The following is a 22,106-nucleotide window of genomic DNA, read 5'->3' as shown; positions in this document are numbered from 1 at the left end:
TTAAGACCCCTGGCGGCTGTCCGGCAGTTGACCGGATGCCCACCAACCGACACGCGGCCACAGGCACGTGCGAAATTGGGCACGGCGCATATACGGAGACGGGACCCGCGCGACAAGGGGAAACCGCCCCGGAACGCCCGCTTTTCCGCCCGCAATCCACACCCCGCGCGCTCCGTTGCAAAAACGACGCATCGACGACGCGCCCCGACCGCTTCGACGGGGCCGTGCGGGCTTCCCAAGCGGGGCGGAAGCGGGCATCTGACCGGACGGGGCAGAGTACTCAGGCGAGCGAGCGATGGCCGGGCCGACCAGATTCACCGCGACGGCGCGGGCGTGAGCGCCTCCCTGTGAGCGCCCGGTCATGAGCGCCCCCTTGCGCAGCCCGGTCGGCGACGGGCTCCCCGAGCCGACGATTCGCACCGCCACGCTCGCCGATCTCGACGCCCTCGTCGCCCTGGAGCACGCCGCCTTCGCCACCGACCGGGCCGAGCGCCGGGCGATCCGCCACGCGATCCGCTCGCCCTCCATGGACGTGCTGGCGGCCCTGATCGACCCGCCGGACCGGGATCCCGTTCCGGTGCTCGTCGGCGCCGCGGTGCTGGAGCGGCGGCGCGGCAGCCGGATCGCCCGGCTGGCCTCGATCGCGGTGGCGCCGAATCGCGGCGGCCTCGGCCTCGGCGGCCGGCTCCTCGACGCCGCGGAAGCCCGCGCCCGTGCCGAGGGCTGCGACCGGCTCCGGCTGGAGGTGCGCGCCGACAACGGCGCCGGCATCCGCCTCTACGAGCGCCGGGGCTATACCCGCTTCGCCGTGCGGCCGGACTATTACGAGGACGGGATGGAGGCGTGGCGCTACGAGCGCCCGCTGTAGGCGCCGCGCGGACTGCCGCGCGGACCACCGCCCAGCCGCCGGCTGGCCCGCACACCGTCCCGGCGATAGCGAGATCCGGCCAGGCGCGTCCTCGCGCCACACTCCGTCATCGCGGGGGCACCGGCAGGCCGACCGGGCTGAACCTCCGGCTCTTCGGGAGTGCGCCCGCAGGATACCTAGTCCCTCGCGCCGCGCCACGGACCGGCACGAGCCCGCCGCGCGGCCGGCGACCGCGCCGATATCGTCACGCGAGAATGCGGCCCAATTCCCGATAATCCTCGCCAATTCCGGTCTTTGTCGCATACTACTTCATAATTCGGTCCATCGTCGACTTATAAATTCGTATTTCTGTCGGATAATTTCGGTCGATTGCCTGACAAAACCTTACGTTCTAAGACAGAGCATCGCGGGACATGAGATCTCACCGATGACTCGCTGGCTGGGACGCTTCTCGATCCGGACTTTGCTGTGCCTGGTGATCGTCATCATGGCCTGCATGGCGCTGGGCAACGCGGTGCGGACACTCGTCGACGCGCGGGCGCGGGCGGCGGGCGCCGCGAGAGCCCTGACCCTGACGCAGGCGAGCCAGGGCCTCCTCCGGACGATCCTGCCGCTGCGGCTCGAGCGCGGATCGACGCTCGCCCTCGGGGGTGAGGCGCCGGCGGACGCGAAGACCCTGTCGACCATCGCGGGGAGCCGGCAGGCGCTGACCGAGCATTACGGCCGGGCCCGGCGCAGCCTGGGCGATCTGGCAGAGCCAGCGGTCAGCGCGACGCTCGAGCGCCTGAGCACCGCGCAGGCGGCGATGGCGGACCTGCGTCCCCGCATCGACGCGGCCCTCGGGCTGCCGCTGGCCCGGCGTGACCCGGCGCTGCGGGACGCCGCGATGGCCGCCTTCCAGGACCTGCTCGAGGCGCTGACGGCCACGCTGAAGGCGGTCGACGCGGCCATTCCCCGGTCCGATCCGGTGCTGCAGCGCTATCTCGCCCTCAAGCAGGCGGCCTGGGAGACGCGCGTCGCCAGCGGCAACGTCGCGGTCCGGGTACAGGCCTCGCTGGTCGCCGGCGCGGCGTGGTCCCTGCCCGAGACGGTCGCGGCGGCGGCGGAGCGGACCGAGCTTCTGTCCGCGTGGCGCCGCACCACCGAGGCCGCGGCCGACATCTCGGAGACGGTGCGGGCCGCGTACGAGCGGGCGAAGGCCGCCAATTTCGAGGGCGACACCGAGGCCATCGCGCGGGCGGTCTTCGACGCGCTCAGCACGCACGCGCCCCCGCGCCACACCTTCGCGGAGCTGCGCGACCGCAACACCGCGAACCAGCGCTCCCTCGTGGCCCTCTGCGACGCGGCCCTCGACGCGATGGTGGCGCGCGCCGAGGCCCTCGCCGAGGAGGCGCAGGGCGACGTCGCGCGCAGCGGGGCGGCGCTGCTGGCGGTGATCTTGCTGGTGGCCCTCGGCCTGTGGACCCTGTTCGGCGGCGTGCTGCGCCCGCTCCGGGTGCTGACCGCCACGATGGGGGCGCTGGCCGACGGGGACGCCTCCGTCACGGTCCCGGCGCGCACCTACCGCAACGAGATCGGCGCCATGGCGCGGGCCGTCCAGGTGTTCAAGGACAACCTCATCCGCGGCCGCCAGCTCGAATCCGAGGCCGCCGAGGCGCGTCAGGCGGCGGAGGCACGGCGCCGGTCCGACCTGCGGGCGATGGCCGAGCGCTTCGAGCGGACGGTCGGCGGCGTCATCGCCCAGGTCTCGGACGCGGCCACCGCGCTGCAGGGCACGGCCCAGACCATGACGGCCACCGCGACCGAGACTGCCAGCCAGTCCAGCACCGTGGCGACTGCCGCCGAGGAGGCCGCCACCAACGTCGGCACCGTGGCGGCTGCGGCCGAGGAGCTCGGCGCCTCCGTGGAGGAGATCGGCCGGCAGGTCGAGGGATCGACCCGGCTCGCCCAGGGGGCCGTCGCGGAAGCGGGGCAGACCGGCGCGATGGTCCGGGACCTGAGCGACGCGGTCGCGCGGATCGGCGACGTGATCGGGCTGATCGCGGCGATCGCCGGGCAGACCAACTTGCTGGCGCTGAACGCCACGATCGAGGCCGCCCGGGCCGGCGAGGCGGGTCATGGCTTCGCGGTCGTCGCCGGCGAGGTGAAGGCCCTGGCCGCGCAGACCGCCCGGGCGACCGAGGAGATCGCGGGCCAGATCGCCGGCATCCAGGGCGTGACCGGCGGGGCCGTCGCGGCGATCGGCGCGATCACGGGGCGGATCCAGGAGATCAGCGGCGTGGCGAGCGCGATCGCGGCGGCGGTGGAGGAGCAGGGATCGGCCACCCGGGAGATCGTCCGCAACATCGGGGAGGCGGCCGTCGGCACCGGCGCGGTGACCCGCACGATCCTCGGCGTCGCCGGGGCCGCCGAGGAGACCGGCCGGGCGGCCAACGCGGTGCTCGCGGCGGCGTCCGCGCTGTCGCGCCAGTCCGAGACGCTCGCGGCCGAGGTCGCGCGCTTCCTCGACACCGTCCGGGCCGCGTGACCGGACGGTTCCGGGAGCCGCGCGGGTCTCCGCCCCGATCTCGCCCGTTTAGGGGAGTCTTACGGCTCGCGCGCTACAGCGTACGCAACGGGCGGGGGCAATCCCGCCGCGCATGAGTCGCCGTCCATGGCCGTGATCGTCGCCTTCGTCATCAATGCGGGGCTCAACTTCGTCCTCGGCCTGCTGATCGCCAAGCTGCTGGGGCCGGCGGATTTCGGCCGGTTCGCCCTCGCGACCACCGGCGCCATCGTGCTGAACACGGTGCTGTTCGAGTGGCTGCGCCTGTCGGCGACGCGGTTCTACTCGGGGCGCGTGCGCGTCGACGAGCCGTGGATCCGCCACGGGCTCGACCGGGCCTACCTGCGCATCGGCGCGCTGCTCCTGGCCGCCGCGGCCCTGTGCGGGGCCTTCGGCTTCGCCGGCGGCGCCGACGGGCGCGAGGCGGTCCTGTGCGGCACCGGCCTCGCGGCCCTGGGCATCGGCGTGTTCGACTACCACGCGGCCCTCGCCCGGGCGCGGTTCGACGGCAAGCTCTATCTCGGCCTCGTGGCGGTGAAGAACGTCCTGTCCTTCGCCATGATGGCCGCGGCGGCGTGGTGGCTGCCCCAGCCGGCCTGGGTGCTGGCGGCGGCGGGGCTCAGCCAGCTCCTCGCGGTGGCGGTGCTGCGCCACCCCCTGCGCGACCCGCGCACGCCCCTCGAGCGGCCGCGCCTGTCGACGACCTGGCGGGTCTTCGCGCGCTACGGCCTGCCGCTGATCGCCGCCAACACCGCCTACCAGTGCCTCGCCTTCGTCAATCGCGGCGCCATCGCGGGCCATGCCGGCTTCGCCGAGGCCGGCTACTTCGCCCTGGCGGCCGACGTCACCTCGCGCTCGCTGATGACGCTGGGCACCGCCCTCGACCTGCTGCTGTTCCAGTTCGCCGTGCAGGCCGAGGAGCAGAGCGGCCGCGCCGCCGCCGAGGCGCAGGTCGCCGCCAATGCCGGCACCGTGTTCGCCCTGCTGGCACCCTGCGCGGTCGGCTTCTGGGCGGTGCTGCCGGCCCTCCAGGGCCTGGTGGTGCCGGACGCCTATCGCGGACCGTTCGAGACCTACAGCACCGTGCTGATGCCGGGCCTGTTCTGCCTCGCGATGATGTTCTACGCCCTCAACCCGGTCTTCCAGATCCGCCGCAAGACCCTGCCGGTGGTCGCCGCCGCCCTGGTCGGCCTCGCGGTGAACGGCGCCGGCCTGCTGGTCCTCCCGGACCGGATGGGCGGGCTCGGCGTCGCGGTGGCGCAGACCGCGGGCCTCGCCGCCGCCGGAACGTGGCTCGGCTGGCGCGCCCTCACCGGCCCGGGGCGCATCGCGCTGCCCTGGGGCGAGATCGGCGTCGCCGCGCTCGCCTGCGCGGCGATGGGGCTCGCCCTCGCCCCCTTCCGGCAGCTGCCGCCCGCCACCGCCCTGGCCGTGCTGGTCCCGTCCGGGATGGTTCTCTACGGCGCCCTGGTCTGGATCTTCGACATCGCCGGCCTGCGCCGTCAGGTCCTGGCGCGCCTGCGCCCGGCGCGGACCGTGGCGGCGGAGTAGGCTCACGCGAGGGCAGCGCAGTGGAAATCCCGCCGCTGAAACCCCGCGACTCCGCCTGCGCTTGAATCCGCCGCCGGATCCGGCGACACCCGTCCTGGAATGGATACAAACAGGACCGGGACGGGAACGATGGGCGTCTACGAGCCCGGCACCGAGGCGGAGGCCGGGGAGATCGTGCGGGCGGCCGCCGGCCGCGGCGAGGGCCTGCGCCTCACCGGCGGCGGCACCGCCGCGGGGCTCGGCCGGCCCGCACAGGACAGCGCGACGCTCTCCGCGCAGGCGCTCACCGGCGTCACGCTCTACGAGCCCGCCGAGATGGTGGTGGCGGCCCGGGCCGGGACGCCGCTCGCCGAGGTCGAGGCGCTGCTCGCCTCCCGCGGCCAGATGCTGCCCTTCGAGCCGATGGACCTGCGCGGCCTGTACGGCACCGCCGGCGAGCCGACCCTCGGGGCCGTGGCGGCGATCAACAATGCCGGCCCCCGGCGGATCAATGCCGGCGCCGCCCGGGACAGCCTGATCGGCGTGCGCTTCGTCAACGGGCGCGGCGAGGCGATCAAGTCGGGCGGCCGGGTGATGAAGAACGTCACCGGCCTCGATCTCGTGAAGCTGATGGCCGGCGCCCACGGCACGCTGGGCCTCCTCACCGAGGTCACCTTCAAGGTGCTGCCCGCCTGCGAGCGGGTGGCGACCCTGGTCTTCTCCGGCCTGGACGACACGCGGGCGGTGACCGCCCTGTCGGAGGCGCTGGGCTCGCCCTTCGAGCTCACGGGCGCCGCGCACCTCCCGGCCGGGATCGGCGCCCCGGAGGCGCGGACCCTGATGCGCCTCGAGGGTTTCTCCGACTCCATCGACTACCGCACGGGCGAGCTGCGGCGCCTGCTGAAGCGCTACGGCCAGCCCGAGATCATCGACGGCGAGGCCGGCGCCGCCCTGTGGCGGACGGTGCGCGACGCGGCGCCGCTCGCCGAGCCGCGGGAGGCCGCCCTGTGGCGGATCTCCACCGCGCCGACCCGCGGGCCGGCCCTGGCGGCGGCGGTCGCGGCCGAGCGCGACGCGCGCTGGTTCTTCGACTGGGGCGGCGGCCTGATCTGGCTCGCCACCGGCGCGGCGGGCGATGCCGGCGCCGCGACGGTGCGCCGGGCGGTGCGGGCGCAGGGCGGCCACGCCACGCTGGTGCGGGCCCCCGACGCCGTGCGCGCCGCCGTGCCGGTGTTCGAGCCGCTGGCCGAGCCGCTGATGCGGCTCACCGCCGGCATCAAGGCGGCGCACGACCCCGCCGGTGTGCTCAACCCCGGCCGGATGTACGCCGGACTCTGAAGCTTCAGATCCCGCCCCTCCCCGAGCGTGGGGAGCCGTGGCGCCGAGGACGCGACCCGTGCAGACCAACTTCGCCCCCGCCCAGCTCGCCGATCCCGCCATGGCGGCGTCGGAGAAGATCCTGCGGACCTGCGTGCATTGCGGCTTCTGCACGGCGACCTGCCCGACCTACCTGCTGCTCGGCGACGAGCTCGATTCCCCGCGCGGGCGGATCTACCTGATCAAGGACATGCTGGAGGGCGGCAAGCCGGCCTCGCAGGAGGTGGTCAAGCACGTCGACCGCTGCCTCTCGTGCCTGTCCTGCATGACCACCTGCCCGTCGGGGGTGCACTACATGCACCTCGTCGACCACGCCCGGGCCCATATCGAGGAGACCTACGCGCGCCCCGCCGGCGACCGGTTCCTGCGGGCGCTGCTCGCCCAGGTCCTGCCCTATCCGGGCCGCTTCCGCCTCGCGCTCACCGCCGCCAAGCTCGGCGCGCCGTTCCGGGGGCTGGTGGCCCGGCTGCCGCGGGTCGGCAACCGCCTCGCGGCCATGCTCGACCTCGCGCCGGCCGGGGCGCCGCCCCGCGAGCCGACGAACCGGCCCGGCCGGTTCCCGCCGGCGGGCGGCAAGGCGGCCGGGACGCCCGCCCGGCGCGTCGCCCTCCTGCGGGGCTGCGCCCAGAGCGTCCTGCGGCCGGACTTCAACGCCGCCGCGATCCGGCTGCTCAACCGGCACGGGATCGAGGTGGTGCACGCGAACGAGGGCTGCTGCGGGGCGCTGACCCACCACATGGGCAAGGAGGAATCGGCCCACGCCCATGCCAGGCAGGCGATCGACGCCTGGGACGCCGAGATCGCCGAGGGGCTCGACGCGATCCTGGTCACGGCCTCGGGCTGCGGCACGACCATCAAGGATTACGGCTTCATGTTCCGCGACGACCCGGCCTACGCCGAGAAGGCGCGGCGGGTCTCGAGCCTGGCCAAGGACGTGACCGAGTACCTCGCGCTGCTCGACCTGGCCCCCGTCGCCGAGACCGACCTCGTCGTGGCCTACCACTCCGCCTGCTCGATGCAGCACGGCCAGGGCATCCGGCTGGAGCCCAAGACGCTGCTGAGGCGCGCGGGCTTCACCGTGAAGGACGTGCCCGAGGGCCACATCTGCTGCGGCTCGGCGGGGACCTACAACATCCTGCAGCCGGAGCTGGCCGCGAAGCTGCGCGCCCGGAAGGTCGCCAACATCGAGCGCGTGCGCCCGGACGTCATCGCCACCGGCAACATCGGCTGCGCGACGCAGATCGGGAAGGGCACCGGCATCCCGATCGTCCACACGGTCGAGCTGCTCGACTGGGCGACCGGCGGCCCGAAGCCCGCGGCGCTCGCCGGGGTGACGCCGCGGCTCGAAGCGGCGGAGTAGACACACGCCTGTCGCGTGGCGCCGCGCGCACCGTGACAGGCCCGTGACATCTATTCACGTTGACCCTTGCCAAATCCGCGCAGCGGTCTGTAATGATGTCGACCCCTCTCCGGTCCCGCCGGTCGCCGCAACGGCCCGCGGACGTGACCGAATTCCTCGCGAAAGCGGTCGCGGTGTCGCGGCGGGCCCTGTCGGTCCGCTTGGCGGCGGCATGTGCCGCCCGCGATCGGGCAGGTGTCGCACGACGCGGCGGAGATCCTCCGCCGCACCCAGGAATTCACGGCCGGTCCCCCGCCGGCCGAGATTGTTTCGCGAGGTCGGGACCACGATGGACGGACGCACGGCCCAGCATAAGGCTGCGCGTGCCCCGGAGGCGCAAACGGTGCGTCACGCCGGTCCGTCCGTCCGCCCGGCCTGTTTCAACCCCAGGCGCCCAGGGCGCCGAACGGCGGTTGACGGCAATTTCCCCTCGAACCCATCCGCCTCGGCGACGAGGCCGGCATCCCGCCCGACAGCATTGACGTCGGGCGAGGCGCCGCCGGGACCACGGGCACGGAGAACGACGTCGGCCGCCATGCCGAGAGTCCGACATGGCCAACAAAATGCTGATCGACGCGATGCACCCGGAGGAGACCCGGGTCGTCACGGTCCACGGGTCTAGGGTCGAGGAGTTCGACTTCGAAGCCGCCAACCGGCGCCAGCTGCGCGGCAACATCTACCTCGCCAAGGTCACCCGGGTGGAGCCGTCGCTCCAGGCGGCGTTCGTCGAGTACGGCGGGAACCGCCACGGATTCCTGGCCTTCAACGAGATCCATCCCGACTACTACCAGATCCCGCTGGCCGACCGGCAGGCACTCCTCGAAGAGGAGGCCCGCGACGCCGAGGAGCACCGCGAGCGCGAGGAGCGCCGTCGCCGGTCGTCGTCGCGCCGGTCCCGCGGCCGCCGTGCCGAGGCCCGCGCCCGCGGCGCCGACGAGACCGTGAGCGCCGAGGACACGCACGCGGTGCCCGAGAGCGAGGACCAGGCCGAGATCCGGAACGAGTCGGGGATCGACCCGGCCGTCCAGCCCGACACGCTGTCCGAGAACCCCGAGGCCGTGCAGGAGGCCCTCGCCTCCGAGACCGCCGCCGGCGACCTCCCGGAGGGTGAGCCGGCGCAGGCCGCCGAGCCCGCGACCGAGACCGCGCCGGTCGAGGCGCAGGCGGCCCCCGCCGCGTCGGAGTCGGTCGCCGCCGACTCCGCCCCGTCCGAGGACGCCCCCTCCGAGCCGGAGGCCCGCATCGCCGTGGCGGAGGCACTGACCGTGTCCGACGCGCCGGACGAGACCGCCGCGCACGCGATCGTGACGGAGGAGAGCGAGGCTGGGGCGAGCGAGGCCGAGGAGACCGCGCCGACCGCCGCCGACCCGTCGGACGAAGCGTCGGACGAGGCCTCCGAGGAGGACGACGAGGAATCCGACGACGACGAGGATGAGGACGAGGCGGAGGACGACGAGGACGAGTCCGACGAGGATGACGACTCGGACGAGGAGTCCGATGAGGAGTCCGACGATCCCGACGCCGAGCCCAAGATCGCCCAGGTCGGCGGCAACGGCGACGCGCTGGCCGAGATCCCCGAGCGTCCGCGCCACTACCGCCGCCAGTACAAGATCCAAGAGGTGATCAAGCGCCGCCAGATCATCCTGGTGCAGGTGGTCAAGGAGGAGCGCGGCACGAAGGGCGCGGCGCTCACGACCTATCTGTCGCTCGCCGGCCGCTACTCGGTGCTGATGCCCAACACCGGCCGGGGCGGCGGCATCTCCCGCAAGATCACCTCGGCGGCCGACCGCAAGCGCCTGAAGGAGGTCGTGCAGGACCTGGAGGTGCCCGAGGGGATGGGCGTCATCCTGCGCACCGCCGGCGCCTCGCGGTCCAAGCCCGAGATCGCCCGCGACTTCGAGTACCTGATGCGCCTGTGGGAGTCGGTCCGCGAGCTGACCCTGACGTCGATGGCGCCGGCCCTCGTCTACGAGGAGGGCTCGCTGATCAAGCGCGCCATCCGCGACCTCTACAACAAGGATCTGGACGAGGTTCTGGTCGCCGGCGAGGACGCCTACCGCGAGGCCAAGGACTTCATGCGGATGCTGATGCCCGGCCAGTCCAAGGTCGTGAAGCCCTACCGCGACTCGACGCCGATCTTTGCCCGCTTCGGCGTCGAGCAGCAGCTCGACGCGATGTTCTCCACGCACGTCTCGCTGAAGTCCGGCGGCTACCTCGTGATCAACCCGACCGAGGCCCTGGTCTCGATCGACGTGAACTCCGGCCGCGCCACCCGCGAGCACGACATCGAGGACACCGCCCTCAAGACGAACCTGGAGGCCGCCGAGGAGGTCGCCCGCCAGCTCCGGCTGCGCGACCTCGCAGGCCTGATCGTCATCGACTTCATCGACATGGAGGAGAAGCGGAACAACCGCGCCGTCGAGAAGAAGCTCAACGAGTGCCTGAAGAACGACCGCGCCCGCATCCAGGTCGGCCGGATCTCGCCCTTCGGCCTCCTGGAGATGAGCCGCCAGCGGATCCGCACCGGCGTGCTCGAATCCTCCTCGATCCCCTGCGCCCATTGCGGCGGCTCGGGCTTCGTGCGCGCCACCGCGTCGGTGGCGCTGCACATCCTGCGCTCGATCGAGGAGGTGCTGCTCAAGTCGGCCTCCCACAACCTCGTCCTGCGCACCCGCACCGAGATCGCGCTCTACATCCTCAACCAGAAGCGCGGACACCTGCGCGAGCTCGAGGTGCGCTTCGGCGTGACGATCACGATCGCGGCCGACGAGCGGCTGGCGGCGACCACACCGTTCCAGCTCGACCGCGGTGAGCCGGCCCAGCGGGCGGAGGGCCCGGTCACGGGCGTGCGCGCCCAAGCGATCTCGCCCGCGATGGAGTTCGACGACGAGGACGAGGAGGCCGACGAGGCCGAGACCGAGATTGAGACCGAGACCGACGCCGAGGGCGAGGCCGACGAGGGCCGCGCCGAGGCCCGCGAGGACGGGTCGCGCGAGGAGGGCGAGGGCCGCCGCCGCCGCCGTCGCCGCCGCCGGCGCGGCGGTCGCCAGGAGGGCCGCGGCGAGGACGGGCGCGCCGAGGACGATCGCGGCGACGACGATCAGGACGACCAGCAGGACGACGGCCGCGACGACGCCCGTTCGGACGCGGAACGGAGCGATGGGGACTGGGACGGCGCGCAGCCGGCCGGGACCGAGGCTCCCGCTGCGGCCGTCGCCGCGGAGGCCGACGAGGCCGTCGCGGGTTCGGACGAGGCGGCGCGGTCCGAGGACGAGGGCGGCCGTCGCCGCCGCCGCGGGCGCCGGGGCGGCCGCGGTCGCAGCGAGGGCCGCACCCGCGAGGCGTCCGAGACGGACGACGCGCCGGAAGCCGCGGGCGATGTCGTCGCCCTGTCGGCGGAGGAGCCAGTGAGCGCCCAGGCTGTGGCCGAGGCGATCGAGGCGGCGCCGGCCGCGGCCGCCGAGAACCGGACCGAGACCGCGGTGGACCTGCCGGTGGCCCCGGTCGAGTCCGCGGCGCCGGCGGCCGATCGGGCGACCGTCGGCGCGCAGGCCGAGGCCGGCTCGCCCGAGGCCGCTCCCGCCGAGCCGGCGCCCGAGCCCGTGGCGATCGTGCTGACGCCGCCGTCCGATCCGGACCGGCCGAAGCGCGCCGGCTGGTGGTCGCGCACCAAGGCGGCCCTGACCGGCGAATGAAGCATTGCGCCCCCTGATAGAGCGCTATCAGGGGGCGCAACTTCTCGAAGTAGACGTGTTGCGCTGCACCGATGCCCCGCAACGCTTGTCGAGAGACTGGTCTATCCTTCACCATTGGTTGAAGGTTCTGTGTGACCATGCGCCCCGATTAGAGTGTCGGAGAGGCCCGCATGTTCAGTTTGCGCCGGCAGCGTCAGATCCCTGACGCGCTAGCAACCCCGGTGACGGCGACCGCCCCGGTCGAGACGGCGGCGGTCTTGCCAGTCGAGACGGCCCCGACGCCCGTCGCGGAGCCGGCCGTCGATCGGGAATGGCTGACTCTCCTGGCGCGCCTGTCCGCCTCCGCGTCCGACGCCGGCACCTCGATCGGCTGGATGACCCACGACGCCTCCGGCACCGCCGAGCAGGCCCGGCTCATCGCGGCCGCCAGCGAGGAGCTCGCCGCGACCACGGGTGAGATCGCCGCCCGCTCCTCGTCGGCGGCCGAGATGGCCGAGACGGCCCGGGCCGGCATCGCCACCTGCGTGGGCGACCTGCACCGCGCCACCGACGGCATGCGCGGGATCGAGGAAGGCACCGAGGAGATCGGCAGCCGGCTCGACAGCTTCTCCACCGCGGCGCTGCGGATCGAGGAGATGGCCGGCACGATCGCGGCGATCTCGGCCCAGACCAACCTGCTGGCGCTCAACGCCACGATCGAGGCGGCGCGGGCCGGCGAGGCCGGCCGCGGCTTCGCGGTGGTCGCCGCCGAAGTGAAGACGCTCTCGGCGCAGACCGCGAAGGCGACGGACGAGATCCGGGCGCGGGTCAGCGGCCTGCGCGAGGAGATGGCGGCGATGCAGGCCGCCGTGACGCGCAGCCGCAACGCCGTCGAGGCCGGCGCGTCCGCGATGGTGCGGGCCAATGCCCGCGTCGAGGCCGAGAGCGGCGCCGTCGCGAACGTCGCGGCGCAGATGCGTGAGGCCTCCGAGATCCTCGGCCAGCAGATGCAGGCCACCGGCGACATCGCCCAGAACGTCGGCCGCATCGCGGAAGGGACCGACAAGGCCCGCCGCGAGATCGGCGACGCCCTCGCGCAACTCGGACGGATCGAGGATCTCGGCCGCACCCTGCTCGACCGGCAGACCGGCACCGCCGCGGATCAGCGGGTGATCCGCCTGTCGGCGGACTGCGCCGCGTGGCGGCGCGCCATCGCGGCGACCCTGGTCGGCATGCGCTCGACCGACACGCCGCCGGAGGGCATCCCCGCGGACGCGACGCGGTCGGCCGCCATCGAGAAGCCCCTGGCGCAGGCCCGCGAGCAGGCGGCCGCCCTGGTCCGCCACGTGCGCAGCCAGACCTGGGACTCGGCGACCACGGCGTTCGTCGCCTTCGAGGCGGCGGTGAAGGAAGCCCGGGCGGCGATCGAGGCCTGAAGGTAATCCGACCCCGGGTCCGCCGTGACCCGGGACCGTCTCGGATGAAGGTCGGAGACCGTCAGGCCGGCGGCGGATCGGAGCGCGGCGCTGCCGGCGCCGCGTCGGCCTTCCGGCGATCGCGCTCCTTGCGCAATTCCCGCTCGGCCAGCAGCCAGAACTCGATCTCGAATCCCTCGGGCCTGTGGTTGCGCTCCCAGAGCTCGTAGGCCCGCTCGCGGATCTGCTCGAACGTGATCGTGTCGGACGACCGCGCCGAAGGCTGCGGCGCCGCCGCGTCGGTCCCGGACGCGGGTCCCGGCGCGGGCTCGGACCCAGACTCGGACCCGAGTGCGGATCCGTGCGCCGGTGTCCCCGCCATCGGATGATCCGGAGGCGGACGGAAATCGGGGGGCACTTCCATGGCGCCGGTCTCAGGCGGCCGGCTTGTCGAGATAGGCGGCGACGCTGGTGATCCGGCTGCCGACCATGGTCACCGCCTTGCGAAGCCTCTCCTCGCTGACGCCGAAACGCTGCGCCCACTCCTCGCGGGTGGCGCGGTCGTAGATGTCGATATGCGTCTTGCCTCTGGATTCGGTCGACATGCGGTGCCCGCTCCGGTTCGCCGTGAGACGCGGCCGTGCCGCGCTTCCTGGAGGGACAACCGGACTCGGAGACTTCGGTTGCCGCCGGTCGCGCGGGACGCGCAGCTAGACCGCGCGAGACGTCAGGGTGCGGTCGGAGCGGGGCTGGGGACCGGCGCCGGATTGGCCTCGGCCGCGTCCGGGCGGACCCGCCCGGCCACGAAGGCGGTCAGCAGCGGCACGAGCAGCGCCGTGACCACCACGCTCGCCGCCACCAGCACGGTGGCGGGGCCGGCGGCCTCCTTGTAGGCCGGATTGGCGGCGGCGATGATCGCCGGCACGGCGGCGGCGTTGCCGGCCGTCGAGGCGGCGGCGACGCCCGCCACGCCGTTGCCGCCGGTGAGGCGGTCGGCGACGAACAGGGCGGCCCCGGTGATCGCCACCACCGCCACGCCGAGGCCGATGCCGAGGAGGCCCGCCTGCCAGATCTTGGCGAGGTCGAGCCCGAAGCCGAGGGCGAAGGCGAAGAACGGGATCATCACCGGTGCCGCCCCCGACAGGAAGGCGCGCATGTCGCGGTCGAGGTTGCCGAGGATCATCCCGATCAGCAGCGGCAGGATGCTGCCCACCAGGGTCGGCCACGGGAAGGCCGACAGGCCCGCCAGCCCGAGCGTCACCATGGTGAGGAACGGCCCGGATTCGAGGCTCATGATCGCGTAGGCGCCCGCGTCCTTCGGGCGGCCGAACTGGCCCATCAGGGCGAGGTAGAGCCCGCCGTTGGTGTCGTTCATGGCGGCGACGATCGCCAGCGTCGACAGCCCCGCGAAGGCGCCCCCGACCACCGGCGCCTCGCCGAGGATCTGGCCGAACACCACGCCCATGATCGCCGCGATGCCGACCTTGGCGGCCAGCAGGACGCCGCCCTTGCGGGCGATCGCCGGGGCGGCGCGGAAGTCGATGCCCGCGCCCATGCAGACGAAGAACACCGCCAGGATCGGCAGGGCGCCGTTGAACAGCGCGCCGGTGAACGAGCCGAAGAAGGTCGCGGTGTCCGGGAAGAGCGTGTGGAGGATCGCGCCGAGGAACAGCGGCACCACCATCAGGCCGCCGGGCACGCGCTCCAGGGAGCGCTTGATGGGAATCTGCATGGGTCGCCCTTCCGGTGCCGGCCCGTTCCGGATCCTGGCACCCGCCTTCCCCCCGGCGGCCTGCTACAACCTTTCGACGAGGCCGCGCAACGCGCGGCCGGACCGGTGCATATTGTGACAACTGCGCGGGCCCATCCCTGCCTGGGCGCGGCCCGGCACGATCTGCGGCATCCCGGATGACGTCAGCGACGTCCCCGTCCCTGTCCGGCTCCCTCGACCCGGCGGCCTCCCCCGGGCGGCGGTCGATCCGCGACGCGGGGCTGCCCGCTTGACCGCCGCGCCGGCCGGTCGGTATGCCGCGCGACAACCTGACAACGAGCACGCGAGCCGCGCTCGGCCGGGGGCGCGGCCGGCGCGGCTCCCGCCATGATCCGCCCGACATGACCCGCCTGCGCCTCATCGCCGACGATCTGACCGGCACCCTCGACACGGCCGCGGGCTTCACCGGCCTGTGCGGGACGATCCCGGTGGCGTGGCCGGAGCTCATGGCGGGGGATGGACCCGGCTGCCTGGCGATCGATTCCGGCACCCGGGAAGTCTCGGCCGCGGAGGCCGACCGGATCGTCGGCGCCCTCGCGCCCCGGCTGGACGGCGCCGACATCGCCTTCAAGAAGGTCGACAGCCTGCTGCGCGGCCCCTGGGCGGCCGAACTCGCGGCCGTGCTGCGCACCGGGACCTGGGGGCGCTGCGTGGTGGCGCCGGCCTTCCCGTATCAGGGACGCCGCACGAAGGGCGGGCGGCAGCTCGCCCGGCGCGGCGCGGGCTTCGAGCCGGTCTCCGGCGACATCGCCGAGGCCCTGCGCGCCGTCGGGCTGCCGGCGCGCCGGGCCGACGTGTCCGACGGACCGGTGGCGGGCGTCGCCGTCTACGACGCGGCGAGCGACGCCGACCTCGCCCGGGTCGCGGATCTCGGCGGCGCCGGGCCGGTGCTCTGGTGCGGCAGCAGCGGCCTCGCGGCGGCCCTGGCGCGCGGCGTGGCGGCGCCGGGCGACGACCGGCTCGCCGGCCCCGTCCTCGGGCTGTTCGGCTCGGACCGGCCCGAGACCGCGGCGCAGCTCGCGGCCTGCGGCCGCCACCACCTCGTCCTGTCGGCGCGCCACCCGGACCATGCCGGCGCGGTGGCCGAGCGCCTCGACCGGGACGGCGTCGTCCTGGCGAGCCTCGCGCTGCCCGAGGGCACCGCCCGGGAGGACGCCGCGGCGCGGATCGCCGGGACCTTCGCGCGGGTGATCGACCGCGTCCCGCGGCCCGGCACGCTGCTGGTGGCCGGCGGCGAGACCCTGAAGGCGCTGTGCCTCGCGCTCTCCGTCGCGCGCCTCGACGTCACCGGGCAGATCACCCCGGGCCTGCCCCGCTCGACCCTGCGAGGCGGACGCTGGGACGGGCTCGCGGTCGTGTCCAAATCCGGCGCCTTCGGAACAGAGGACGTCTGGCGCGATCTACTTCACGGCAACGGCTTTCCGCGCAGCAGGAGCGACGCGTGACCTCACATCTCGCCATCACCATGGGCGATCCGGCCGGCATCGGCCCGGAGATCATCGTCAAGGCCGCCGCCCGGCTGAAGCACCGGATCGACGCGGGCGACCTCAAGCTCGTCGTCATCGGCAGCGCCCCCTCCCTGCGCCGCGCGGAGCGGGCGCTCGGCCTCCTGCCCGATCCCGTTCCCGAAGTCGCCGAGGACGGCGATTGGCCGGCGCTGTGCTGCCTCCAGGCCGACGCGGAGGGCGCGCCGATCGAGCCCGGCCGGCTCTCGGCCGACGGCGGCCGCTTCGCCTACAAGGCGATCGAGGCCGGCGTTCGCCTCGCCCTGGCCGGCCGGATCGGCGGCATCGTCACCGCGCCCCTCAACAAGGAGGCGCTCAACAAGGCCGGCTACCACTATGCCGGCCACACCGAGATGCTGGCGGAGCTGACCGGCGTGCGCGGCTCGGTGATGATGCTGGCCCACGGCAACATGCGGGTCTCCCACGTCACGACCCACGTCGCCCTGGAGGACGTGCCCAAGCGCCTGACCCCGGAGCGCCTGCGCCTCGTCATCGACCTCACCGACAGGGCGCTGAAGGGGCTGGGTCTCGCCCGACCGAAGATCGCGGTCGCCGCGCTCAACCCCCATGCCGGCGAGGGCGGCCTGTTCGGGCGCCAGGACATCGACGTCAGCGCACCGGTGATCGAGACGGCCAACGCCGACGGGCTCGACGTGCACGGCCCGGTGCCGGGCGACACGGTGTTCGTGAAGCTGCGGGCGGGCCAGTACGACGCGGTGGTGGCGATGTACCACGACCAGGGACACATCCCGGTCAAGCTCCTGGGCTTCGAGATCGACCCGGCCACGGGCAAGTGGATGGACCTGTCGGGGGTAAACATCACCCTGGGGCTGCCGATCATCCGCACCTCGGTCGATCACGGCACCGCCTTCGACATCGCCGGCACCGGCGTCGCCAACGAGCGCAGCCTCATCGAGGCGATCGAGTTCGCCGAGAAGCTGGCGGCGAACCGTCAGGCCGTTTGAGCGCGGGGCAGGCGCACGGGATCTCCGAAAAGCGATCTCCGATCCGCCAGCCCGACCGCCCGGCACCCGTGTTTCACGTGAAACAAAGCAGGAACGAAATCTACCGCGCCTCGGCCTCCTGCCCCACGGCCTCGCAGGCGAACGGCGACGGCGGCGCCTCGACGCCGCGCCAGCGGCCGTAGGCCCAGGGGCGGTACCACGCCGCCCGCGCGGGCACGCGCTCCGGGACGATGTCGATGCCGTGGGTGCCGAACGGCCCGCAGCGGCAGATCCGGGCGAAGCCCATCCAGCCGCCGGGCCAGAGGCCGTGCCGGGCGATGGCCGTATCGGTGTACTCGGAGCAGCTCGGCCAGTGGCGACATTGGCGCCCGATCAGGCCCGACAGCGTCAGCTGGTAGCCGCGGATCGCCCAGTGGGCGGCGCGCCGGACCATCCCGTCAGGCGGCCTGCCGCTTGGCGGCGATCTGATCGAGGGCGTCCACCACCGCGTCGAAGGTCAGGAGCGTCGAGGCGTGGCGCGCCTTGAAGTCCCGCACCGGCTCGAGCACCGCGAGGTCCGACCACGCGCCGCCGGGCGCCGGGCCGTTCTCCTTGAGCATCGACCGCATGGCCGCGCGGACGCCGCGCAGCTCGTCCGCGCTGGCGCCGACCACGTGCCGGCCCATCAGCGACGAGGAGGCCTGCCCCAGAGCGCAGGCCCGGACCTCCTGGGCGAAATCCGCGACCCGGCCGTCCTCGCCCAGGACGAGGTCGACCGTCACGGTCGAGCCGCACAGGCGCGAATGGGCCGTGGCACTCGCGTCCGGGTTCTCGAGCCGGCCGAGCCGGGGGATGTCGGCGGCGAGTTCCAGGATACGGCGGTTGTAGATGTCGTCGAGCATCGGGTCCTCGGCCGGAGGCACACTTCCCATCGGGACTCTGCCGCGTGCATCGCGCATTGCGCGTTACCCCGCGAACGATGATATAGGCGCCATACGGCCGCTTCGCGAGGAGGCGGGCCGTCGACCAGGGTCGCGCCAACGGCCACGGTGGTTCCCACGGCCTTTCGTCCATCCCGGGGCGCCGGCTTGAAACCTTTTCGAGCCCGGGATCTTCCCTCGAACGCCCGACGCGATCCGACGATGTACGCCAAGCCCGACAGCACCCCGATGAAATCCCGCATCGCGCGGGCCGGAGATGCCATGGATGCCGCGCTCAAATCCTTGTCCTACCAGGGTGACGGGCAGGGTTTCGACCGGAACGGGGGCGACGGGCAAGGGCTGAACGGCATGCGCAATGACAATCGGCCGGTGGATGAGGGCCGTCCCGTCGAGGTGGCGCCCGAGCCGGCCTCCGCGACCCGCGTCCCGAACGGGATCGAGACCGGCCGCCCGAGCCGCGCCGAGGCCGAGGCCGCCGTGCGCACCCTCCTGCGCTGGGCCGGCGACGACCCGACCCGCGAGGGCCTGCTCGACACCCCGGCCCGGGTCACCAAGGCCTACGAGCAGCTGTTCGGCGGCTACGCGGTCGACGCCGAGAAGCTGCTGGAGCGCGTGTTCGAGGAGGTCGAGGGCTACTCGGACATCGTGCTGGTGCGCGACATCCCGTTCCACTCCCACTGCGAGCACCACATGGTGCCGTTCATGGGCCTTGCCCACATCGCCTATTACCCGACCCGGGGCGTGGTCGGCCTGTCGAAGCTCGCCCGCGTGGTCGACACCTTCGCCCGCCGCCTGCAGACGCAGGAGACCATGACCGCCCAGATCGCCGACGTGATCGAGAGCATCCTCAAGCCCCGCGGCGTCGCCGTGATGGTCGAGGCCGAGCATCTCTGCATGGCGATGCGCGGCGTCCAGAAGGCCGGCGTCTCGACCATCACCAGCCAGTTCCGCGGCGTCTTCAAGGACAACGCCAACGAGCAGGTCCGCTTCCTGACCCTGGTGCGCGGCGGCGCCAAGTAGCCCCGGGCGACGCCTCGACCATGACCGCGCGCGACACCGCCTTCGCTCCCCCCGGCACCCGGGCCGAGATCGAGGAGGGCACGGCCCTCACGCCCCGGTTCGACCGCGACGGCCTCGTCGCCTGCATCGCGGTGGACGCGCGGGACGGGCAGGTGCTGATGCTCGCCCACATGAACGCCGAGTCGCTGGCCCGCACCCTCGAGACCGGCGAGGCGTGGTACTGGTCGCGCTCGCGCCAGGAGCTCTGGCACAAGGGCGCGACCAGCGGCCAGATCCAGCGCGTCGTCGAGATGCGGGTCGACTGCGACCAGGACGCCCTGCTGATCCGCGTCGAGGTCGGCGGCGACGGCGGCTGCTGCCACACCGGCCGGCGCGACTGCTTCTACCGCAGCGTCGTCCGGGAGGCGGACGGCCGGGTCGTCCTGAAAGCCGCCGGGCGATGAACCGCCCTCTTGCCACGCGGTGGCAAGACGAGTCCGCCGACCCGCATTTCCCGCCCGGAACCGTCGAGCCGGTCCGCGCGCCGCCGAGCCCCGGCCCGCAGGTCGGGCTCGCCCTCGGGGGCGGCTCGGCACGGGGCTGGGCGCATATCGGGGTGATCCGCGCCCTGGAGGAAGGCGGCATCACGCCGACCGTGGTGGCCGGCTGCTCCATCGGCGCCGTGGTCGGCGCCTGCTACGCGGCCGGGCGCCTCGACCGGCTCGAGGCCTTCGCCCGGGCGCTGACCCGGCGTCGGGTGGTAGGGCTCATCGACCCCCGCCTGCCGGGCTCAGGCCTGATCGCCGGCAACCGCCTGCGCCAGCGCCTCGCCGCGGATCTCGGCGAGCGCCGCATCGAGACGCTGCCGATCCGCTTCGGCTGCGTCGCCACCGAGTACGGGACCGGCCACGAGGTCAGCCTGACCGAGGGTCCGGCGGTGGACGCGGTGCGCGCCTCCTACGCGATCCCCGGCCTGTTCCCGCCGGTGGCGCATGACGGCCGCGTGCTGATGGACGGGACCCTGGTCAACCCGGTGCCGGTGGGCCTCGCCCGGGCGCTCGGGGCCGACCTCGTCATCTGCGTCAACCTCAACGGCGACACCGGCGGACCGGTTTTGCGCGAGGCACCGCACCCGGCCCCGCCGCGCCGGGGCTTCCTGCAGGTCGTGCGCGGGCGCCTGCCGGGCTTCGACCGACCCGAGCCCGAGATCGCCGTGCCGGGCATCGCCCGGGTGGTGCTCGACGCGTTCAACACCACCCAGGACCGGATCTCGCGGGCCCGGCTGGAGCGCGACCCGCCGGACGTGGCCATCGGCCCGGATCTCGGGGCCTTCGGGCTGTTCGACTTCCACCGGGCCGCGGAGGGCATTGCCCTCGGGCACCGCGCCGCCCGCGCCGCCCTGCCCCGGATCCGGGCCGTGCTGGAGGGCGCGGCCGCGCGGGCCTGAGGGGTTCCGGGCGCGCTCCCTCCGGAGGAGGCCGTCATCCGGCTGTCGTGGCCGCCTGCGATGGGCGCCCGTGCATGCTGGAGGACCTCCAATGTATACGAGTCGCCGTCAGATCCTGCTGTCCGGAGGCGCCGGCCTCGTCGGGCTGGCCACGGGCCTCGGACGGCCCGGCCTGAGCCGCGCCGCCGACCGGCCGCTCCTGACCCACGGCCTCCAGTCGGGCGACGTCGGCACCGACTCGGCGGTGGTCTGGGCCCGGTCCGACCGGCCGGCCCGGGCGATCGTCGAGTGGGCGACCACCGAGAGCTTCGCCGACATCCGCGGCGGCGTCTTCGCCGACGCCCTGCCGGAGACCGACGGCACCGTGAAGGTGGCACTGACCGGGCTGCCGGCCGGCCAGGACGTGTTCTACCGGGTCCGCCTGGAGGACGTCGCCGCGCCGACCATCGTCGGGCCGGCCCAGGTCGGGCGGTTCCGGACCGCGCCGGCGGACCGGCGCTCGGTGTCGTTCTGCTGGTCGGGCGACACGGCGGGCCAGGGCTGGGGCATCGACGAGGCCCGCGGCGGCATGACGATCTACTCCGCCATCCTGAAGAACCGGCCGGACTTCTTCATCCATTCCGGCGACACGATCTACGCCGACGGGCCGATCCAGTCCGAGGTGAAGCTCCCCGACGGCAGCCTGTGGCGCAACCGGGTGACCGAGGAGGTGGCCAAGCCGGCCGAGACGCTCGCGGAGTTCCGGGGCCGGCACAAGTACAACCTCACCGACCGGAACGTCCTGGCGATGAACGCCGCCGTGCCGATCCTGGCCCAGTGGGACGACCACGAGGTCACCAACAACTGGTGGCCGGGGGAGCCGCTGACCCGGGCCGAGCACCTGAAGAAGAAGTACGCCGACCCGAACGTGCTGGCGCTGCAGCTGCGGGCGGCGAAGGCCTTCCACGAGTACATGCCGATGCGCTTCGAGCCGTCGGAGCCCGGCCGGGTCTACCGCAAGATCGGCTACGGCCCGCTGGTCGACGTGTTCATGCTCGACATGCGCTCCTACCGGGGCCCGAACGGCGAGAACCGGCAGACGGCGTACGGGCCCGAATCCTACTTCCTCGGGCCGCAGCAGATCGCGTGGCTGAAGCGGGCGCTGCTCGAGTCCCGCGCCACCTGGAAGGTGATCGCCGCCGACATGCCGCTCGGCCTCGTGGTGACCTACGACACCGACCGCAATTTCGGCTCGGAGGCGGTGGCGCAGGGCGACGGGCCGCCGCTGGGGCGCGAGCTGGAGGTCGCCGACCTGCTGCGCTTCATCAAGAGCGCGGGGATCCGCAACACGGTCTGGCTCACGGCCGACGTGCACTACACGGCCGCCCACTACTACGACCCCGACAAGGCGCAGTTCCAGGATTTCGAGCCGTTCTGGGAGTTCGTCTCCGGGCCGCTCCACGCCGGCACCTTCGGGCCGAACGCGCTGGACAACACGTTCGGGCCGCAGCTGCGCTACGTGAAGGCGCCCGACAAGGGCCAGGTGAACCTGTCGCCGGCCGCCGGCTACCAGTTCTTCGGCCACGTGGCGGTGGACGGCGCCACCGAGCAGATGACGGTGACCCTCAAGGACGCGGCCGACACCGACCTCTGGCACGTCACGCTCGATCCCGTGAAGGCGTGAGGCGGACCGCGGGCGGTACGGGCTCGCG

At 73.6% G+C, this 22,106-nt stretch carries 18 protein-coding genes; 13 read left to right on the top strand and 5 right to left on the bottom strand.

The window, feature by feature from the left end:
• The first annotated feature begins 361 nt into the window (after positions 1-361).
• From BMY19_RS09335 to BMY19_RS09305, 7 genes are all read left to right on the top strand, one after another.
• Complete coding sequence (locus BMY19_RS09335) at positions 362-868, top strand: GNAT family N-acetyltransferase (protein ID WP_100251522.1); 507 nt, start codon at positions 362-364, stop codon at positions 866-868.
• A gap of 427 nt (positions 869-1,295) precedes the next feature.
• On the top strand, positions 1,296-3,395 hold the full coding sequence (locus BMY19_RS09330; RefSeq protein ID WP_100251521.1) for a methyl-accepting chemotaxis protein: 2,100 nt from the start codon (positions 1,296-1,298) through the stop codon (positions 3,393-3,395).
• A 126-nt stretch (positions 3,396-3,521) separates the two neighbouring features.
• The gene (locus BMY19_RS09325) at positions 3,522-4,964 is read left to right on the top strand and encodes a polysaccharide biosynthesis C-terminal domain-containing protein (RefSeq protein WP_091980360.1); all 1,443 of its coding nucleotides are present in this window, start codon (positions 3,522-3,524) and stop codon (positions 4,962-4,964) included.
• Positions 4,965-5,093: 129 nt separating this feature from the next.
• Entirely contained in the window at positions 5,094-6,281 is a 1,188-nt protein-coding gene (locus tag BMY19_RS09320) for an FAD-binding protein (protein WP_100251520.1), read from the top strand.
• 58 nt (positions 6,282-6,339) lie between these two features.
• Positions 6,340-7,680 carry a glycolate oxidase subunit GlcF gene (gene glcF / locus BMY19_RS09315; protein ID WP_100251519.1) on the top strand — a complete coding sequence of 447 codons (1,341 nt, stop codon included), beginning with the start codon at positions 6,340-6,342 and terminating at the stop codon, positions 7,678-7,680.
• A 590-nt stretch (positions 7,681-8,270) separates the two neighbouring features.
• Positions 8,271-11,414, top strand: coding sequence for an Rne/Rng family ribonuclease (locus BMY19_RS09310; RefSeq protein ID WP_100251518.1), 3,144 nt, complete (start codon positions 8,271-8,273; stop codon positions 11,412-11,414).
• A 170-nt stretch (positions 11,415-11,584) separates the two neighbouring features.
• Positions 11,585-12,829, top strand: a complete 1,245-nt coding sequence (locus BMY19_RS09305; RefSeq protein WP_100251517.1) for a methyl-accepting chemotaxis protein — start codon at positions 11,585-11,587, stop codon at positions 12,827-12,829.
• Positions 12,830-12,890: 61 nt separating this feature from the next.
• On the opposite strand, the gene BMY19_RS31765 is transcribed toward BMY19_RS09305, so the two are convergent.
• The 3 genes from BMY19_RS31765 to BMY19_RS09290 all read right to left on the bottom strand — a co-directional run bounded on the left by BMY19_RS31765 (position 12,891) and on the right by BMY19_RS09290 (position 14,540).
• Positions 12,891-13,190 carry a DUF2934 domain-containing protein gene (locus BMY19_RS31765; RefSeq protein WP_020091154.1) on the bottom strand — a complete coding sequence of 100 codons (300 nt, stop codon included), beginning with the start codon at positions 13,188-13,190 and terminating at the stop codon, positions 12,891-12,893.
• A 52-nt stretch (positions 13,191-13,242) separates the two neighbouring features.
• Entirely contained in the window at positions 13,243-13,413 is a 171-nt protein-coding gene (locus tag BMY19_RS09295; RefSeq protein ID WP_020091155.1) for a DUF3606 domain-containing protein, read from the bottom strand.
• A 122-nt stretch (positions 13,414-13,535) separates the two neighbouring features.
• Complete coding sequence (locus tag BMY19_RS09290) at positions 13,536-14,540, bottom strand: 2-keto-3-deoxygluconate permease (RefSeq protein ID WP_100251516.1); 1,005 nt, start codon at positions 14,538-14,540, stop codon at positions 13,536-13,538.
• Between the two features lie 380 nt (positions 14,541-14,920).
• Between BMY19_RS09290 and BMY19_RS09285 the strand changes: the two genes are divergently transcribed.
• Positions 14,921-16,024 carry a four-carbon acid sugar kinase family protein gene (locus tag BMY19_RS09285; RefSeq protein WP_100251515.1) on the top strand — a complete coding sequence of 368 codons (1,104 nt, stop codon included), beginning with the start codon at positions 14,921-14,923 and terminating at the stop codon, positions 16,022-16,024.
• Positions 16,021-17,049 (top strand): 4-hydroxythreonine-4-phosphate dehydrogenase PdxA, encoded by a 1,029-nt coding sequence (gene pdxA, locus BMY19_RS09280; protein WP_170862936.1) that lies wholly within the window; start codon positions 16,021-16,023, stop codon positions 17,047-17,049. Before BMY19_RS09285 ends, pdxA begins: the two co-directional genes overlap by 4 nt.
• Before the next feature lie 100 nt (positions 17,050-17,149).
• Here the strand turns inward: pdxA and yidD are convergent, their stop codons facing one another.
• Both yidD and BMY19_RS09270 read right to left on the bottom strand, forming a co-directional pair.
• The gene (yidD, locus tag BMY19_RS09275) at positions 17,150-17,482 is read right to left on the bottom strand and encodes a membrane protein insertion efficiency factor YidD (protein ID WP_100251514.1); all 333 of its coding nucleotides are present in this window, start codon (positions 17,480-17,482) and stop codon (positions 17,150-17,152) included.
• Between the two features lie 4 nt (positions 17,483-17,486).
• A complete protein-coding gene (locus BMY19_RS09270; protein ID WP_020091160.1) occupies positions 17,487-17,930 on the bottom strand; it encodes an iron-sulfur cluster assembly scaffold protein in 444 nt (147 codons plus the stop codon).
• A gap of 240 nt (positions 17,931-18,170) precedes the next feature.
• Here BMY19_RS09270 and folE point away from each other — a divergent pair, with 240 nt between their 5' ends.
• The 4 genes from folE to BMY19_RS09250 all read left to right on the top strand — a co-directional run bounded on the left by folE (position 18,171) and on the right by BMY19_RS09250 (position 22,078).
• Positions 18,171-18,989 carry a GTP cyclohydrolase I FolE gene (gene folE / locus BMY19_RS09265; RefSeq protein ID WP_100251513.1) on the top strand — a complete coding sequence of 273 codons (819 nt, stop codon included), beginning with the start codon at positions 18,171-18,173 and terminating at the stop codon, positions 18,987-18,989.
• 20 nt (positions 18,990-19,009) lie between these two features.
• Positions 19,010-19,432: a phosphoribosyl-AMP cyclohydrolase gene (gene hisI, locus BMY19_RS09260; protein ID WP_091675759.1), complete on the top strand. Its 423-nt coding sequence runs from the start codon at positions 19,010-19,012 to the stop codon at positions 19,430-19,432.
• The gene (locus BMY19_RS09255) at positions 19,429-20,415 is read left to right on the top strand and encodes a patatin-like phospholipase family protein (RefSeq protein ID WP_100251512.1); all 987 of its coding nucleotides are present in this window, start codon (positions 19,429-19,431) and stop codon (positions 20,413-20,415) included. Before hisI ends, BMY19_RS09255 begins: the two co-directional genes overlap by 4 nt.
• Before the next feature lie 91 nt (positions 20,416-20,506).
• Positions 20,507-22,078, top strand: coding sequence for an alkaline phosphatase D family protein (locus BMY19_RS09250; RefSeq protein WP_100251511.1), 1,572 nt, complete (start codon positions 20,507-20,509; stop codon positions 22,076-22,078).
• Positions 22,079-22,106: the final 28 nt, after the last annotated feature.

The organism is Methylobacterium sp. UNC300MFChir4.1 (genome assembly GCF_900110155.1).
In the GTDB taxonomy this organism is placed as follows: domain Bacteria; phylum Pseudomonadota; class Alphaproteobacteria; order Rhizobiales; family Beijerinckiaceae; genus Methylobacterium.
Note: the sequence above shows the minus strand (reverse complement) of the source record. Positions and strands in the feature narration are given on the sequence as shown.

Bases quoted from the DNA above. Each gene is read 5' to 3' on its own strand.
- BMY19_RS09305 (WP_100251517.1), top strand. From the start codon at position 11,585: ATGTTCAGTTTGCGCCGGCAGCGTCAGATCCCTGACGCGCTAGCAACC.
- BMY19_RS31765 (WP_020091154.1), bottom strand. From the start codon at position 13,190: ATGGCGGGGACACCGGCGCACGGATCCGCACTCGGGTCCGAGTCTGGG.
- BMY19_RS09310 (WP_100251518.1), top strand. From the start codon at position 8,271: ATGGCCAACAAAATGCTGATCGACGCGATGCACCCGGAGGAGACCCGG.
- BMY19_RS09295 (WP_020091155.1), bottom strand. From the start codon at position 13,413: ATGTCGACCGAATCCAGAGGCAAGACGCATATCGACATCTACGACCGC.
- BMY19_RS09250 (WP_100251511.1), top strand. From the start codon at position 20,507: ATGTATACGAGTCGCCGTCAGATCCTGCTGTCCGGAGGCGCCGGCCTC.
- BMY19_RS09285 (WP_100251515.1), top strand. From the start codon at position 14,921: ATGACCCGCCTGCGCCTCATCGCCGACGATCTGACCGGCACCCTCGAC.
- BMY19_RS09320 (WP_100251520.1), top strand. From the start codon at position 5,094: ATGGGCGTCTACGAGCCCGGCACCGAGGCGGAGGCCGGGGAGATCGTG.
- folE (WP_100251513.1), top strand. From the start codon at position 18,171: ATGTACGCCAAGCCCGACAGCACCCCGATGAAATCCCGCATCGCGCGG.
- BMY19_RS09270 (WP_020091160.1), bottom strand. From the start codon at position 17,930: ATGCTCGACGACATCTACAACCGCCGTATCCTGGAACTCGCCGCCGAC.
- BMY19_RS09330 (WP_100251521.1), top strand. From the start codon at position 1,296: ATGACTCGCTGGCTGGGACGCTTCTCGATCCGGACTTTGCTGTGCCTG.
- BMY19_RS09335 (WP_100251522.1), top strand. From the start codon at position 362: ATGAGCGCCCCCTTGCGCAGCCCGGTCGGCGACGGGCTCCCCGAGCCG.
- BMY19_RS09325 (WP_091980360.1), top strand. From the start codon at position 3,522: ATGGCCGTGATCGTCGCCTTCGTCATCAATGCGGGGCTCAACTTCGTC.
- BMY19_RS09255 (WP_100251512.1), top strand. From the start codon at position 19,429: ATGAACCGCCCTCTTGCCACGCGGTGGCAAGACGAGTCCGCCGACCCG.
- yidD (WP_100251514.1), bottom strand. From the start codon at position 17,482: ATGGTCCGGCGCGCCGCCCACTGGGCGATCCGCGGCTACCAGCTGACG.
- hisI (WP_091675759.1), top strand. From the start codon at position 19,010: ATGACCGCGCGCGACACCGCCTTCGCTCCCCCCGGCACCCGGGCCGAG.
- BMY19_RS09290 (WP_100251516.1), bottom strand. From the start codon at position 14,540: ATGCAGATTCCCATCAAGCGCTCCCTGGAGCGCGTGCCCGGCGGCCTG.